Source organism: Variovorax sp. YR266, assembly GCF_900107295.1.
Lineage (GTDB): Bacteria > Pseudomonadota > Gammaproteobacteria > Burkholderiales > Burkholderiaceae_C > Variovorax.
In genome coordinates this window covers 328,011-342,518 of record NZ_FNPM01000006.1, presented here as the reverse complement: position 1 = coordinate 342,518, position 14,508 = coordinate 328,011, and the positions used below count along the sequence as shown (strand labels likewise).

Sequence of the window (14,508 nt, the reverse complement as noted above, 5' to 3'; positions counted from 1 at the left end):
CGACCGAATCGTCACCCTCCGCGCAATCTGCAGGCGCGGTCGTCAGCGCGGCTCAGATCGGCCGCACGTCGAAAAACGCCTCGTCGGTGTCTCCCAGGTCGCGAAAGCCCGCGGTGCGCGCCGCGTCGTAGGCCTTGGCCCAGCGCTTGGCCATCGCGATCTCCGCCTTCGACAGATCGCTTTCGCTCGATTCGCTCGCGTTCTGGAATGCGCGCAGCGCCTCGACCACATCGGCGCCCAGTTGCCGGTCGATCTCGCGCCGGAAGCGCTGCTCGGCGACCTTCACGGCATCGGCTGCCGGGTGCGGATAGTCGGCTAGCCGCACGGCGTACGTGACACGCGCCTCGACCTCGACGTCTTCGAACTGGAACGGCTCCTCGCGATCTTCTTGCGGCAATGGCGGCGGCGCTTGTTGCGACAGTGCGATGGGCAATGCCGTTGCTGCGACCCGCGGGAAGAAAAGCTCAAACTGGTTCATGGTTCATCGCCCCCAAGCGCGTACCGCGCTGAACAAGGCTTGCGGCCAAAATACTGTACGAATATACAGTTTTTTGCCATTGTTAACCAGTCTGCGGCTGCTTGGGCAGTCGATTCAGCGACTGCCGTGTGTTCGGTTGCACCGCCGCGGCGACCAAATTAGGGGCGATCAGTCGGGCTTCGCAGGCAGGTCACCCTCACGCAGCTTGCGGCCCACCCACATCATTCCCGTCGCGTAGTCGGCAGCCCCGACCTGGATGCCGCCCACAGTTCGCAGCGCACCCGTGCCGTCGTCGGTGGCCGGCCCTTCGCCGGTGTATTCGCCGGGCACCAGCACCCGTCCGTCCTTCAGGAAATCGGCGATGCGCAGTTCGCGCATGGCGCGGCCCCAGTGCCATTGCTTCTTGATGTCGTAGCTGCTGGTTTTCTTCGGTGGGTTGGTTTTCTTCATTTCATTCGGCTGCATCAAACACTGCCGCCGAGCATAGCCGCGCCCTACTCGGCGCAAGGCCTGGCCGCGCCCCCCGGCACCGACGGCTGAAGCTTCACCGGCTCTGTTGCCTCCCCTGCCTCCACATAGTTGAGGTCAACAGGATGAACAATTGCCGCGGCGAACTCGCCGTCGAACTTGACGAGGACGTGTTCCCCGCTGGCACCGGTGATGACACCGAATCTGCCGTTGAGCTCGACACGGCTTCCGCGTCGCGCGGGCACTTTGAAACGCACACGGATGTAGGGCAGTCCTACCCGAAAATACTCGACCATTTGATTCCCCGACTTTCTTGTGGCTCGCATCGGCGGCTGTCTTGACAGGACACGCCCACCGGCCGCGACACCTGCGACATGCAGTGATGCACTGTCTGCGCATGGCCACGGGGATACGTGTCGGTCAGAGCCTACGCTTGCTGACAGCCATTGGACATCCGCCAATTGGCTAACACCACCCATGTTTGTGGGTTCCGTCAATCGGTATAGGCGCGCAGGCGGGCGCAAATTTCGGCGCGACCAACTTCTGCGCGCCGACAGCGAAAGATTGGGGGGATGCGCCGCTAGTCGAGTTCGCCGACAGCGTCGTCTTCTTCAGCGAACACCGATTCGTCGACCTCTTCGCGCGGGCCGACGTTCAGGTCTTCCGACAGGCCGCGCAGCACGGTGTAGCCCGCCTGCAACGCCTCGGCGTAGGTATGAAAGCCCTTGGCCGCCTCCATCAGCGGTTCGAACTCCATCGAGTTGTCGAAGGATTCCAGCAGCACCCAGAAATAGTCGCCCTCGTCGTGTTGATCCACTGTCAGGGCGATGGAGATAAGTTGACCAGCCATCCGCGCATGGTGGCGCGCCCAAATGACAATCCGAAGAAGCGGGTGTGAACGTTCGGCTTCTACGTTGCCTTCTCCGCCGGCCACCGGTCACCGGTCACCGGTCACCGGCGGCCTCCAGAAACTCGAAGCCCATCGTCCGCGCGTGGTAGTGCAGCCCGCCGTCCTGCACGATGAGGAAGAGCGCGCCGCGCGGGCCTGCGTTGTGGTGCGAATGCGGCGCACCGGGTGGCGTGACCAGCGTGGACCACGGCGCCCACGGGCACACCGCACCACCCACCACCGAATGGCAGCCCTCGCCCTGCACCACCAGCGTGATGGCGGCGGAGTTGTGGCGGTGCGTGCGCTGGTGCGTGTTCGGCTCGAGCGTGTTGAAGCTCAATGTCAGCGTGGGCGTGAGGTTGCGTGCGGCGGCCTGCCGGTCGGACGAGAAGATCAGCGCGCGGCCCGAGGTCTCGTCGCTCGTGCCGCTCGAGAAAATCAGCGCGAACTGGCGCTCGATCTCCGCGGCCGAATAGTGCACGGCGTCGATGGTCGCCTTAGCCACGGGCGCCGGCTGCGCGCGTTCAAAAGCCAGCTGCGGCTCGTTGCCGACAGTCCACAGCAGCACGTCCTCGGCGCCCGCCTCGAGCCGGTAGCCCGGCGCGCCGGGCAGCAGAAACACGTCGCCCTTGCCGAAGGTCAACCTGTCGACCGCGCCCGTCAGGCTGCCGCTGCCGGAAATCACGTACCAGACCGACCCGGTGGCGCAAACGTCCAGCGGCAGCAGCGCATCGCGGGCGGCAATGCGCACGTAGCGCGCGAGCATCAGCGGCGTGGTGGCCGGGAAGCCACAACCCAGCGCCCGCGACTGGTCGCAGTCGAACACGCCATAGCGTCCTTCCGGCGGCGACGCGAAGAGCCGCGCAGGCACCTCTGGCAGCTTCACGTTGAAGGCATTGCCGGAATTGAAGAAGCGCGCCCTGGCCTGCGCGACGCTGGCCGGCGCGCGCGGATGCTGCATCGGCAGATCGGCCATGTCGACGACGGTGGCGATGTCTGCGGCAGTCATGCTCCGGCTCCCACATAGGGCATCAGCACGCGCAGCAGCACGTTCGCGCCAGCCGCCACGTGCGCGGGCTCTGCCCACTCGTGTTCCGCATGGCTCACGCCGTCGCGGCAGGGAATGAAGATCATCGCGCTCGGGCACAGCGGCGCCATGTGGCGCGCGTCGTGGCCGGCAGCCGAAAGAATCGGCATGTGCGGCTGTCCGATGCGCTCGGCGGCTTGCGCAATCGCCTGCTGCAAGGCGGGATCGAAGCCGTTGGACGGCGCATCGACCAAGGGGGTCACGCTCGCCTGGCACGGCGCGGCAAGCGAGTCGCACAGCGCGGCCAATCGCTGTCCCAGATGTTCGAGCACCGCGTTGTCGGGATGCCGCAGGTCGATGCGCAGCGTCACCCGCTCGGGCACCACCGAGGGTGCGTTCGGCTCGACCTGCAGCCGGCCGATGGTGAATTTCACCGCGTCGTCGTGGCCGCCGATCTCGGCATAGAGCGCCGTCGCGATGCGCGTGAAGGCTGCGAGCGCATCGCGCCGCTCGACCATCGCGAGCGTGCCAGCGTGACCACGCTCGCCCTCGATCACGACGTCGAAGGTCTTCTTGCCCTGGATGCCGGTGACGACGCCGATCACGCGCTCCTGCGCTTCCAGTATCGGCCCCTGCTCGATGTGCGCCTCTACGTACGCCGCCACCGGAAAGCCCAGCGGCCGCCGCCGCAGCGCCGGGAACGCGGCGTGCAACGCATCGAGAGCATCGGCGACCGAGATGCCGGCGGCATCGCGCACCGCACGCACGGCCTCGAGGCTGCGCACGCCGGCAAAGGCTTCCGAGCCCATCATGCCGGGCGCGAAGCGCGAGCCCTCCTCGTTCATCCACGCCACGCAGACGATGTCCACCGGCGGACGCACGCCACGCCCGGCCAGCGTGGTCAGCACCTCCAGCGCAGCCACCACGCCGTACACGCCGTCGAAGCGCCCGCCGCCGGGCTGGCTGTCGAGATGGCTGCCCGCGAGCACGGGTGGCGCGTCGCGGTCGGCGCCCGGCAGCGCGATGAAGAGATTGCCGGCCGCATCGGTCGAAGGCTCCAGCCCCGCCGACAAGGCCCAGTCGATCATCGTGCGCCACGACGCGATCTCTTCCGCGCTCAGCGCCTGCCGGTCTACGCCGCCGCCCGGCGTGGCGCCGATGCAGGCGAGCGTCATGAGCCGGTCCCAGAGCCGGTCGGCATCGATGCGCCAGATGCCTTGCTCTCCGGCGACTTCTTCGGTGGCGGTTTCGGCGGTCATCAGTCGGTCTTCATGATCTGGCTGGGCAGCGCACGCGGATCACGCGGCTTCCACTGGCCGGCCTCGACCTGCGCGAAGAACTCGGCCAGCAAGGCATTGAACGCGGCTGGCTCTTCCAGGTTGAGCGTGTGGCCGGTCTTGGGCATCACGGCCAAGCCGCAGGCCGGCACGGTCTTCTTGAGGAAGATGCCGGGCTGCAGGCAGTGGTCGTCCTCGTCGCCGACCACCACGAGCGAGGGCACGTTCATCGCGCGCAGATCGCTCTCCAGGTCGTAGATCGACGGGCGCCGTGCCTGCACGCCGCGCATGGTGTTGGCCGCGCCGACGGCATCGTGCTCGCCGAGCCAGGTCGCGAATTCCTGCCAGCCGCGCGGGTCCTTGTTCTGGAACTGCACGCGGCTCGCGCCCAGCGAATAGGTGCGGGCGAATTTCTCCGAGCCCTGCGCTTCGAACTGCTTGGCCACTTCGAGCGAGACGCCGCGGAAGTACTCCTCGTGCTCTTTCTCCGCGCCGTAGCCCGCGCCGGCAATCACCAGCGACGAGGCCCGCTTCGCATGGCGAAGGCCGAAGTGCAGCGTAGCGAAGCCGCCCATCGACAGGCCCACGATGTGCGCGCGCTCCAGTTCCAGCGCGTCCATCACCGCGGCGATGTCGTCGGCCGCGGTGGCTTGCGAATAGCGCTCCATGTCGGCCGGCACGTCCGATGGCGGATAGCCGCGCGCACCGAAAGTCACGCACTGGTGGCGCCGCGCGAAGTAGCGCATCTGCGGCTCCCAGCTGCGGTGGTCGCCGCCGAACTCGTGCACGAAAACGATCGGCGTGCCGCTGCCGGCGGTCTCGTAGTAGAGGCGAACGCCGTCGGGGGTGGTGGCAAAACTCATCGTCGGCCTTTCTTTTTCAGGACGCTCAGAACAGCGCTGCCGTGGCCGGCAGGCTGCGCGCACGCTCGACCGCCTGCGGCAGCACGTCGCACAGCGCCTGCGCCCAGGCCTTCGGTACGGTGGTGGAGATCTTCACGAAGCGATGTCCGAAGCGCGGCGTGTGATACGTGCCCTGCCGCACCATGATGTCGTGCTCGCCCAGCGCGCTGACCAGCGCCTCGGGCGTCACGCCAGCCTTGCTGCACTCGACCACGATGAAGTTGGCCTGCGACGGGAACACCGGCACCTCGAAGCCCGGTAGCTTCGCGAAGGCGTCGACGATCATTCGCTGGTTCTCGCGCTGCTGTGCGATCACTTCGGCCATCCATTCGGCCTTCACGCCCAGGCCCGCGATGGCTGCGCGCTGCGCCAGCACGCTCGCGCCCAGCGGCGCCTGCGAATGCGGCAGGATGCGCGCGAGCAGTTCGGGCGAAGCCACCAGCGCCCCGAGGCGCAGGCCCGCGAGGCCCAGCCACTTCGAGAAGCTCACGATGGTCACCGTGCCTTCCGGGTAGAAGCGCGAAGCCAGCGTGTGGCTGTCGGCGAAGTCGCGGTAGGTGCAGTCGTGGATGAGGATGGCGCCGATCTCTCTCGCACGGTCTGCGAAGGCGCGGATCTCGTCTTCGGTGTAGGTGGTGCCCAGCGGGTTGTTCGGGTCCACGAGATAGATGACGGCGGTGTTCCCGTCGGTAGACGCGGCCAGCGCCTCGGCCGACAGCTTGAAGCCGTACTCCGGCCCGTAGATCGGAATCTCGGTGATCACCGAGCTAGCCTTGGCGGCGAACTGCAGCGGCCACTTCCAGCCCGGGTCGGTGGTCACGAAGCCCTTGCCCGCCACGCAGAAAGCACGGCAGGCCAGCGCCAGCGCCGACACCGCGCCGTCGGTCACCACGGCCGACTGGTCCGGCACGCCCAGGTCTTCCACGATGGCCGAGCGCAGCGCTTCCATGCCCAGCGGCGGCGCATAGGCGTGAAAGCTCTCGTCGTCGATGGCGTCGTGCAGCGCCTTTCGCACGGCCGGGTGCAGCGGAAAGTGGTTGGTGTTCTGGCCCAGCCACATCAGGTCGGGGTTGGTGAACAGGCGGTCGAAATACTGGTTGCGGGTTTCGGCGTCGCTCGTCACGGCCGGCACTGCAACGGCGGGGCTCAGCGCTGCGTTCATGCCGCGAGCCTCCGGGCCTGCTCGGCCTCGACCACCTTCTTGCTGGTCTTGATGATCGAGCCGCGCGCCGCGATGCCGCCGTCGATGGTCACCACCGTGCCAGTGATGTAGCCCGCACGCGGCGAAGCCAGAAACACCATCAGCTCGGCCACCTCTTCCGGCGTGGCCGGGCGGCCGCCGGGGTAGTTGTCGAACAGCTCTTCCCAGCGGCCTTCGTCGCCATGGGTGTCGAAGGCGCGGCGCTTCATGAGCTTGACCATGCGATCGGTCGCCACGGGGCCGGGGTTCACGCCCACCACGCGGATGCCGTCGTCCAGGCTCACACCGCCGAGCGCACGCGTGAAGGCCATCACGGCCGCATTGCCGGTGGAGCCGGCGATGTAGTTGGCGTCCCAGTTCTCTCCGGAGTTGCCGATGTCGTTCACGATCACGCCGCCGCCCGCGGCCTTCATGCGCGCGTAGTAGATCTGGCTGAGCTCCATGTAGCCCAGCACCTTGAGCTGGAAGCCCCGGCGCACCACGGCGAAGTCGAGCGATTCGATGGGGCCGGCAGGAATGTCGCCCGCGTTGTTCACGAGGATGTCGACGTGCCCCACAGCTTCGGCCAGCTGCGCCATCGCGCCGGGCGCGGCCAGGTCCATCGGGTGGATGCGCACGTTGATCGGGTAGATCTTCTCGATCTCTTCCTTGGCGGCCGCCAGGGCGGCGCCGTCGCGTGCGGCCAGTTGCAGGTGGCAGCCTTCGGCCGCGAACGAATGGGCGGCCGCAAGGCCGATGCCCTTGGAGGCGCCGGTGATGAGTACGGTCTTGCCTTCGAGTTCGAGTTTCATGGAGTGATGTCCTGGGATGCGATCGAAAAAGGGTGGCGTTGAGTGCGTTGAAAGAAGGGGCTCAGGCAGCCCCGTTGTCCTGCTCGGACAGTGCGGCGATCAGGTCGACGATGTCGTCCTCGAGCAGGCTCACGTGGTCGATGGCAGCGTTGAATGCGGCGCCCGGGTCGTTGCGCCGGATGGCGTCGAGGATGGCGCCGTGCTCGCCGATGGTGGCGGTCATGCGGCCGGGCTGGAAGGTCACGTAGCGGCGGTACACGCGCACGCGCTTGCGCAGCGCGCGCGTCTGCTCGGCGAGGTAATGCGTGTTGGAGGCTTCGTAGAGCGCGTCGTGAAAGTCCTGGTTCACGTCGTAGAAGCGCGAGTGGTCACCCGAGGCGAGGATGCTCGTCAGCTCATCGTGCAGCTGGCTCATGCGCTGCTTCTGCGCCTCGGTGGCGCGGCGCGCGGCGAACTTGGCGCACAGGCCTTCCATCACCGCCATCATCTGGAACATCTCGATGAGCATGGGCAGCGAGATGCGTGCCACGCACACGCCCCCCTGGCGGCTGCGCAGGTCGACAAGGCCGGTGGCGGCCAGCGCCTTGAGCGCCTCGCGCACCGGCGTGCGCGACACCTTGAAGCGTTCGGCCAGCTCGGCCTCGTCGAGCCGCGCGCCGGGCTTCATGACGCCGCTGACGATCAGGTCTTCGAGCGTGTCCTTCAGTTCGTCGGACAGCGTGGCACCCTTGCCGCGCTGGCGCTCGCGTCCGCGCAGCGCCGGAGGTTCTGCTGCCATCTCGGGTTCGTTCGGTTCCATGCTCTTGCCTTCTTTGTTGTGCTTGTCTTTGTCGGTTTTCAAACGCGGGGCCTGCTCGGCGGATAGGAATCTCAGAAGGGGCGGTCGCCAGCCACGGTGGTGCGATGCATCACGCGGCGGTACACGTTGTCGTCGTACGGCGTGGCGCGGTGCATGGTGCAGCGGTTGTCCCACACCAGCAGGTCGCCCGCGAGCCACTTGTGGCGGTAGCTGAACTCCGGCGAGATGGCGTGCGCGTTCAGCTCGGCCAGCAGCGCGGTGCTCTCATCGGCGGGCAGGCCGTCGATGTGCTTGACCACGTCTTCGCCCACGTAGAGCGATAGGCGACCGGTTTCGGGGTGCGTGCGCACCAGCGGATGCACCACGTCGGGCGTGGCCGCCAACTGCTCGGGCGTGAGCGGGTTGCGGTCGGCGAAGGCCTTGCCGTAGTAGTTGGCGTAGCTGTGCGTGGCCGTCATGGGGCGGATGCGCGCCTTCATGTCGTCGTCCAGCGCTTCGTAGGCGGCATGCATCGAGGCGAAGAAGGTGTCGCCTTCGACCGGCGGCACTTCGAGCGCGTAGAGCAGCGCACCCATCGAGGGCTCGGCCTTGTACGAGAGGTCGGAGTGCCAGTTCCAGCCCTCCTTGTGGTTGCCGATGGGTTTGCCGTTTTCCGACACGTTCGACAGCACGTAGACCTCGGGGTGCTCCTTCTTCAGGAACTGCGTGAGCACGTGCCCGAGCAGCGGCCCGAAGCGGCGCGAGAAGGCCACGTGCTGCGATTCGTTGATGCTCTGGCCGCGAAACAGCAGCACCGAACGCTGGTTGAGCGTGTCGCGCAGCACCGCGAAGTCGGCGTCGCTCACGGGCTCGCGCAGGTCGATGCCTTTGACTTCGGTGCCGATGAAGGAGGTGAGGTTCTCGAGTTGCATGGTCGAAATGTGTCTCTGGGAATGAAGAGGAAAGTGCCGGCGTTCAGAGCCGGTAGTCGGGCTGGGTGCGCTCCAGCATGCGCAAGAACGCAGGCCATTCGCGCGTGCCGGGCGGCAGAATGTCGCCAGCGAATTCGGTGAACTGGCGCGCGGCCAGATCGCTCACTTCGGGCTGCGGGTACACCAGCGATTCGCCCGGCGCCACACCGCCCTGCGCGAGCAGTTGCACCTTGGCCGCCTTCTCGAAGTAGTACATGAGGATGAAGGCCTCGGGAATCGTGCGGCCCACCGTCAGGATGCCGTGGTTGCGCAGCACCAGTGTGTGGTGCGGGCCCAGATCGCGCACCAGCCGCTCGCGCTCGCCGGTTTCCAGCGCCACGCCTTCGTAGTCGTGGAAGGCGGTATGGCCCTGGTAGCGCATCGCGAACTGGCTCAGCGGCGTGAGGCCGTTGGGCATGGCCGCGATGGCGGTTCCGGCCTCGGAGTGGGTGTGCAGCACGCACAGCGCATCGGGGCGCCCTGCATGGATGGCGCTGTGGATCACGAAGCCGGCCTGGTTGACCTCGGCGTCCGTGTCGTCCACCTTGTTGCCGTCCAGGTCGATCTTCACCAGCGACGAAGCCGTCACCTCGGAGAACAGCAGCCCGTACGGGTTGATGAGGAAGTGATGCTCCGGCCCCGGCACGCGTGCCGAGATGTGGTTGTAGATCAGGTCGTCCATGCCGAAGTGCGCCACCAGCCGGTAGCAGGCGGCGAGCTGCACGCGCAGTTCGGCTTCAGTGTCGGGGTATGCCGCGGGATTCGTCTTTGCCATCAGCGCCACCACACCAGTTTCTGGTCGATCCACACCAGCAGGCCGTAGAAGACCATGCTCGCGATCGACGCAACGAGCACCGCCGACCACACGCTCAGCAAGTCGACCTGCTGGGTCGATTCATAGATCATTCGCCCGAGCCCCGCATAGGCGCCCAGCATCTCGCCGACGATCGCGACGATCATGCTGCGCGGCACGCCGATGCGCAGCGCTGTGACCACCGAGGGCATGGCCACCGGCAGGCGCAGGCGCCACACGATCTTCAGCTGCCCTGCCCCGAAGCTGCGCATCAGGTTCACCGCCGAGATATCGGCCTGCTTCAGGCCATGCAGTGCATTCACCAGCATGGTGAAGCCGACCGCCAGCGCCACCAGCGCGATCTTCGAAGCAGCGCCCAGGCCGAACCAGATCAGGAACAGCGGCGCATAGGCCACCGTCGGCACGGCATTCACCGCAACCGCCAGCGGCATCACGATGCGCTCCAGCGGCGGCGCCAGCAGCAACACCACTGCCAGCAACAACCCGAGCACGCTGCCCAATGCATAGCCACCGAGCGCCTCGCCCAACGTGGCCAGCAGCGCGGCCATCAGGCGCCCGGTGTCGGTGAGCGCATGCTGCACGATCGTGCCCAGGCTGGGCAGCACGAATGGCGGAATATTGAAGAGCAATATCGCGCCCTCCCACACCGCGAGCAGCACGACGATGCCCAGCACCACCGGCACGACGGGCGACTCCATCAGCTTTCGCTGCGCCACCATACGAGCCTCCTTTCCACGAAGGTGAGCAGCCCGTAGAGCAGCGCACCCATCAGCCCGCAGGCAAACATCACCACCCACAGGCGCACCACGAGGTCGGCGTTCATCGCCTCCATGAGCATCACGCCCAGGCCCACGGTTTCGCCGAACCATTCGCCAACCACCGAGCCGATCAGGCTGAGGCCAATGGCCACGCGCAGCCCGACCATGATCTGCGGCAGCGCCGAAGGCACGGCCAGCTTGAAGAACATCACCAGGCGGTTGGCGCCGAAGCTCTTCATCAGCGCGATGCGCTGCGGGTCGCACGACTTCAGGCCGCGCAGCGTGTTCACCGTGACGGGGAAGAAGGTCAGGAAGAACGCCGTCATCACCTTGGCCAGCAGCGAGTTGCCGAACCAGATGACGATGAGCGCGCCGAAGGCCACCACCGGCACCGTCTGCGACACCACGAACAACGGGAACACCGAGCGCTCCATCCAGCGTGAATAGGTGAACACCGTGCCGCAGGCGCAGCCGAACACCGCTCCCATCGCAAAGCCGAGCACGGTTTCGAGCAGCGTGCGGCCGAAGCCACGCGCAAGCTGCGGCCACACTGACCACGCGTCCTGCGCGATGGCGCTCAGCGCCGGCAGGTAACGCGGCGACGGCGCGAAGGCGTGTACGCAGATCTCCCACACCAGCGCCAGGCCCACGAAGGCCAGTGCGGGCGAGCGCACCGCGCGCTGCAGCATGGCGTTCACGAGGCGGTGCCCTCCTGCGCAAAGGTCTTCTGGCTTTCTTCCTCGATCTCGGCCAGCAGGCGCTGCTTGATGCGAATGAACTCAGGCGACAACACCACCGACGGGTCGCGCGGGCGCGGCAGGTCGATCACGGTCTCGCTCTTCACCGTGCCGGGGCGCGCCGTCATCACCAGCACCTTGTCGCCGAGCAGGATCGCTTCGTCAATGTCGTGCGTAATGAAGAGCACCGTGCGGCGATGCCTGGCCCAGAGCTCCAGCAGCCAGTGCTGCATGCGAGTGCGCGTGAGCGCGTCGAGCGCGCCGAAGGGCTCGTCGAGCAGCATCAGGTCGCGCTCGAACAAAAAGGTGCGCATCAGCGCGACACGCTGGCGCATGCCGCCCGAGAGCTGGTGCGGATAGTGATTGGCGAAACCCGCCAGGCCGAACTCGGGCAGCATGGCGCGGGCCCGTTCGCGCGCTTCCTTGCGCGGCACGCCTTCCACCTCGAGCGCGAGGATGGCGTTGTCGAGCACGGTGCGCCAGGGGAACAGCAGGTCGCGCTGCGGCATGAACGACACCTTGCCGAGCAGCTGGCCGTCGCGCTGCGGTGCGCCACCGAACAGCAGTGAGCCGTCGTCGTCGGGCGGCAGCAGGCCCGCGATCATGTTGAAGAGGGTCGACTTGCCGCAACCCGAGGGGCCCACGAGCGTGACGAACTCGCTCTTCGCGATCCGCAGGTTGACGCCCGACACCGCGACGGTCCTGGCCTGCGCTTCGCCGAAGCGCTTCCATACGTTGACCAGCTCGAGCATGGGCGGCGCCGTGTCGCTCACGGCGGGCGGCATCACTTCGTGAGGCATGAATTTCATGGCTGCGGCGATGCGGCTCAGAACTTCTTGTCGGCGGCGGGCACCTGCGTCCAGAAGCTGGCGTCGTAGGCCTTCGACAGATCGGCCGGCGCCTTCAGCGCCTTGTAGCCGACGAGCTGCGCCTGCATCTTCTCCACCGTGGGCAGGTCGATGGCGAGGATGCCGTCGGTGGTGCCCTTGCCGGCCTTCACGAGCTTCTCGAATTCGTCGAGCATGGCCTCCTGGTGCGCGCGGTTCAGGCTGGGGGCGGCGGCCATGACGATGTCGATGGCTTCCTTCTTGTTCTGCAGCGCGTACTTCCAGCCCTTGATGGTGGCGGTCAGGAAGGCCTGCACCTGCTGCGGCTTCTCGTTGCGGTACTTCTCCGAGACGAGCACGGTGTCCTGCTGCACGACCACACCGTAGTCGTCGGGCTTGATGAGCGTGAGCTTGTCGCCCAGGCCCTGCTCCTTCAGCGTGTTGAGCTCGTTGTAGTAGGTGGCCGCGGCCACGTCGAACTGCTTCTCGACGAAGGGCGCCATGGAGCCCGACTGGGGAACGATGGTGAGGTCGCTCTGCTTCACGCCCGCCGAGGCCAGCATCGAGTACAGCGTGTACTGCGTGCCGGTGAACCAGGTCGCGACCTTCTTGCCCGCGAAGTCCTTCACCTTGGTGATGCCGGAGTCCTTGTAGGTCACGTATGTGAAGGGCGTGTTCTGCACGGTCACGCCGATGCAGACCAGCGGCAGGCCTTTCTCGCGGGCGAGCAGCACGGTCTCGGTGCCGCCGGCGAGGCCGAAGGTGTCGTTGCCGGAGGCGACCAGCGTCTCGACGTTCAGGTTGGGGCCGCCCGGGTTGATCGTCAGGTCGAGGCCGCCCTGGTCATAGAAGCCCTTGGCCTTGGCTACGTAGAAGCCGGCGAACTGCGCCTGCGCCAGCCACTTGAGGCGCAGCGAGACCTTCTCGGCGGCAGACGCGGGCATGCCCGCCAGAAGAGCCATCGACGTTGCGACGGCGGCCAGGATACGCAAGGACTTGAAAGACATTGGATGGCCTCATGGATACAAAAAACTCTCAAAGCAGTATTCATGCCATGCAGTTTCAGCCTGTTTTCTGGCGCCAGAATCGCGAATTGGCCCGAAACATGCACCGGAGTGCAGCTTCCGCCCCACTTCGAGCCTTCATGAACCGAATCCATGCGCTGACCGATCTTTCCGCCCGCGAAGCCGCCGGGCAGATGGCGCGCGGCGAACTGCGCCCCACCGACTACGCGCAGGCGCTGCTGGAACGCGCCGGCGCAATCGCACCCTTCGGCGCCCTGCTCCACCAGGACCCCGCGGCGCTTCGCGCAGCCGCCGCCGCGCTCGATGCCGCACCGCGCCCCACGCCAGGAACGCTGCCCCTATATGGCGTGCCGTTGGCCTTCAAGGACAACATCGACGTCGCCGGCATGCCGACCACAGCTGGCAGCCCGTGGATGGCGGACCACCGGCCGCGCATGCACGCCGGCGTGACGCAGCGGTTAATCGACGCAGGCGCGCTGGTGCTCGGCAAGACGAATCTGCACGAGTGGTCGCAGGGCGTTACCGGCAACAACCACGGCTTCGGGCCGTCGCGCAATCCGTTCGACGCTGCACGCGTCACGGGCGGCTCCAGCGGCGGTAACGCTGCGCTGCTGGGTCTGCGCGCCGCGCCGGTGGCCATCGGCACCGACACGGGCGGCTCGGTGCGCGTGCCGGCCGCGCTGTGCGGGCTGGTGGGCTTCAGGCCGACGGTGCACCGCTGGCCGGACGAAGGGCTGGTGCCGATATCGCCGACCTTCGACACCGCCGGCGTCATGGCGCGCTGCGTGGACGACTGCGTGCTGGTCGACCACGCGGTGGCCGGCGGGCCGCTGCAGATTGCCTCGACACCGCTCACAGGCGTGCGCCTTGGCGTGCCCGAAGCCTACTTCTGGGAAGAGGTCGATCCGCCCGTGGCCGAACTGGCCCGCGAGCGCCTCGAACTATTGCGCGCAGCCGGCGCCGTGCTGGTGCCTTGCGACCTGGCCGAAGCCGGCGCACTGTTCCAGGAAGGATCGATGACGATCTCGCTGCACGAGATCCTGCCCGCGCTGGCCGCCTACTTCGCGCGGCACGACCGCCCCTTCGACGCTCGCACGCTCACCGACGCGGTGGTCAGCCCCGACGTGCGCCCGCTGTTCGAACGCCTCTTCGGCGCGACGGCCATCACGCCCGAGGCCTACGCCCACGCGCTGCACACCCTGCGCCCGCGCATGCAGGCGGCGTACCGCAATTGCTTCGCGCGGCACGACCTGGCCGCCCTCGTCTTCCCGACCAGCCCGCTGACGGCCGCGCGCATCGGAGAGGACGTGGAAGTAACGCTGTGCGGCCGCCCCATCTCTGCTTTTTCGGCCTACATCCGCAACACCGGCCCGGCCGGCATGGCGGGCTTGCCGGCGGTGAGCCTGCCGATGGGCCTCGCCTCCAACGGCCTGCCTGCCGGGCTGGAATTGACCGGCGCGCAAGGCACCGACACGGCGCTGCTGGCACTGGCGCTCGGCATCGAAGCCGCGCTGCCTGAAGCACCAATCGCCCCAAGCGTGCAGAAGTTGGCAAGCCACTGAACA

Annotated in this window: 17 protein-coding genes; 1 reads left to right on the top strand and 16 read right to left on the bottom strand. The window is 67.1% G+C overall.

Annotation, left to right across the window (positions count from 1 at the left end; translation table 11 throughout):
- Nucleotides 1–52: 52 nt before the first annotated feature.
- From BLW48_RS18185 to BLW48_RS18110, 16 genes are all read right to left on the bottom strand, one after another.
- On the bottom strand, nt 53–397 hold the full coding sequence (locus BLW48_RS18185; protein WP_371127553.1) for a hypothetical protein: 345 nt from the start codon (nt 395–397) through the stop codon (nt 53–55).
- A 249-nt stretch (nt 398–646) separates the two neighbouring features.
- Nucleotides 647–928 carry a hypothetical protein gene (locus BLW48_RS18180; protein WP_093176717.1) on the bottom strand — a complete coding sequence of 94 codons (282 nt, stop codon included), beginning with the start codon at nt 926–928 and terminating at the stop codon, nt 647–649.
- Nucleotides 929–972: 44 nt separating this feature from the next.
- On the bottom strand, nt 973–1,272 hold the full coding sequence (locus tag BLW48_RS18175; RefSeq protein ID WP_256330808.1) for a hypothetical protein: 300 nt from the start codon (nt 1,270–1,272) through the stop codon (nt 973–975).
- Nucleotides 1,273–1,526: 254 nt separating this feature from the next.
- Nucleotides 1,527–1,796 (bottom strand): hypothetical protein, encoded by a 270-nt coding sequence (locus BLW48_RS18170; protein ID WP_093052028.1) that lies wholly within the window; start codon nt 1,794–1,796, stop codon nt 1,527–1,529.
- Between the two features lie 94 nt (nt 1,797–1,890).
- Nucleotides 1,891–2,844: a cupin domain-containing protein gene (locus BLW48_RS18165; protein ID WP_093176716.1), complete on the bottom strand. Its 954-nt coding sequence runs from the start codon at nt 2,842–2,844 to the stop codon at nt 1,891–1,893.
- Nucleotides 2,841–4,121, bottom strand: a complete 1,281-nt coding sequence (locus tag BLW48_RS18160) for a Zn-dependent hydrolase (protein WP_093052033.1) — start codon at nt 4,119–4,121, stop codon at nt 2,841–2,843. The genes BLW48_RS18165 and BLW48_RS18160 overlap by 4 nt, the downstream gene beginning before the upstream one ends.
- Nucleotides 4,121–5,002, bottom strand: coding sequence for an alpha/beta fold hydrolase (locus BLW48_RS18155; protein ID WP_093176714.1), 882 nt, complete (start codon nt 5,000–5,002; stop codon nt 4,121–4,123). Before BLW48_RS18155 ends, BLW48_RS18160 begins: the two co-directional genes overlap by 1 nt.
- Nucleotides 5,003–5,027: 25 nt before the next feature.
- Nucleotides 5,028–6,203 carry a pyridoxal phosphate-dependent aminotransferase gene (locus tag BLW48_RS18150; RefSeq protein ID WP_093176712.1) on the bottom strand — a complete coding sequence of 392 codons (1,176 nt, stop codon included), beginning with the start codon at nt 6,201–6,203 and terminating at the stop codon, nt 5,028–5,030.
- Entirely contained in the window at nt 6,200–7,033 is an 834-nt protein-coding gene (locus BLW48_RS18145) for an SDR family oxidoreductase (protein ID WP_093176710.1), read from the bottom strand. The genes BLW48_RS18150 and BLW48_RS18145 overlap by 4 nt, the downstream gene beginning before the upstream one ends.
- Before the next feature lie 61 nt (nt 7,034–7,094).
- Nucleotides 7,095–7,832: a GntR family transcriptional regulator gene (locus tag BLW48_RS18140; protein ID WP_093053149.1), complete on the bottom strand. Its 738-nt coding sequence runs from the start codon at nt 7,830–7,832 to the stop codon at nt 7,095–7,097.
- Between the two features lie 71 nt (nt 7,833–7,903).
- A complete protein-coding gene (locus BLW48_RS18135; protein ID WP_093176709.1) occupies nt 7,904–8,743 on the bottom strand; it encodes a TauD/TfdA dioxygenase family protein in 840 nt (279 codons plus the stop codon).
- Nucleotides 8,744–8,786: 43 nt separating this feature from the next.
- Nucleotides 8,787–9,557 carry a class II aldolase/adducin family protein gene (locus BLW48_RS18130; protein ID WP_093176833.1) on the bottom strand — a complete coding sequence of 257 codons (771 nt, stop codon included), beginning with the start codon at nt 9,555–9,557 and terminating at the stop codon, nt 8,787–8,789.
- Entirely contained in the window at nt 9,557–10,315 is a 759-nt protein-coding gene (locus tag BLW48_RS18125) for an ABC transporter permease (protein WP_093176707.1), read from the bottom strand. Before BLW48_RS18125 ends, BLW48_RS18130 begins: the two co-directional genes overlap by 1 nt.
- A complete protein-coding gene (locus BLW48_RS18120) occupies nt 10,294–11,043 on the bottom strand; it encodes an ABC transporter permease (protein ID WP_256330823.1) in 750 nt (249 codons plus the stop codon). Before BLW48_RS18120 ends, BLW48_RS18125 begins: the two co-directional genes overlap by 22 nt.
- Before the next feature lie 5 nt (nt 11,044–11,048).
- On the bottom strand, nt 11,049–11,900 hold the full coding sequence (locus BLW48_RS18115) for an ABC transporter ATP-binding protein (RefSeq protein WP_093078147.1): 852 nt from the start codon (nt 11,898–11,900) through the stop codon (nt 11,049–11,051).
- A 17-nt stretch (nt 11,901–11,917) separates the two neighbouring features.
- The gene (locus BLW48_RS18110; protein ID WP_093052056.1) at nt 11,918–12,925 is read right to left on the bottom strand and encodes an ABC transporter substrate-binding protein; all 1,008 of its coding nucleotides are present in this window, start codon (nt 12,923–12,925) and stop codon (nt 11,918–11,920) included.
- A 137-nt stretch (nt 12,926–13,062) separates the two neighbouring features.
- Here BLW48_RS18110 and BLW48_RS18105 point away from each other — a divergent pair, with 137 nt between their 5' ends.
- Nucleotides 13,063–14,505 (top strand): amidase family protein, encoded by a 1,443-nt coding sequence (locus tag BLW48_RS18105; RefSeq protein WP_177142354.1) that lies wholly within the window; start codon nt 13,063–13,065, stop codon nt 14,503–14,505.
- Nucleotides 14,506–14,508: the final 3 nt, after the last annotated feature.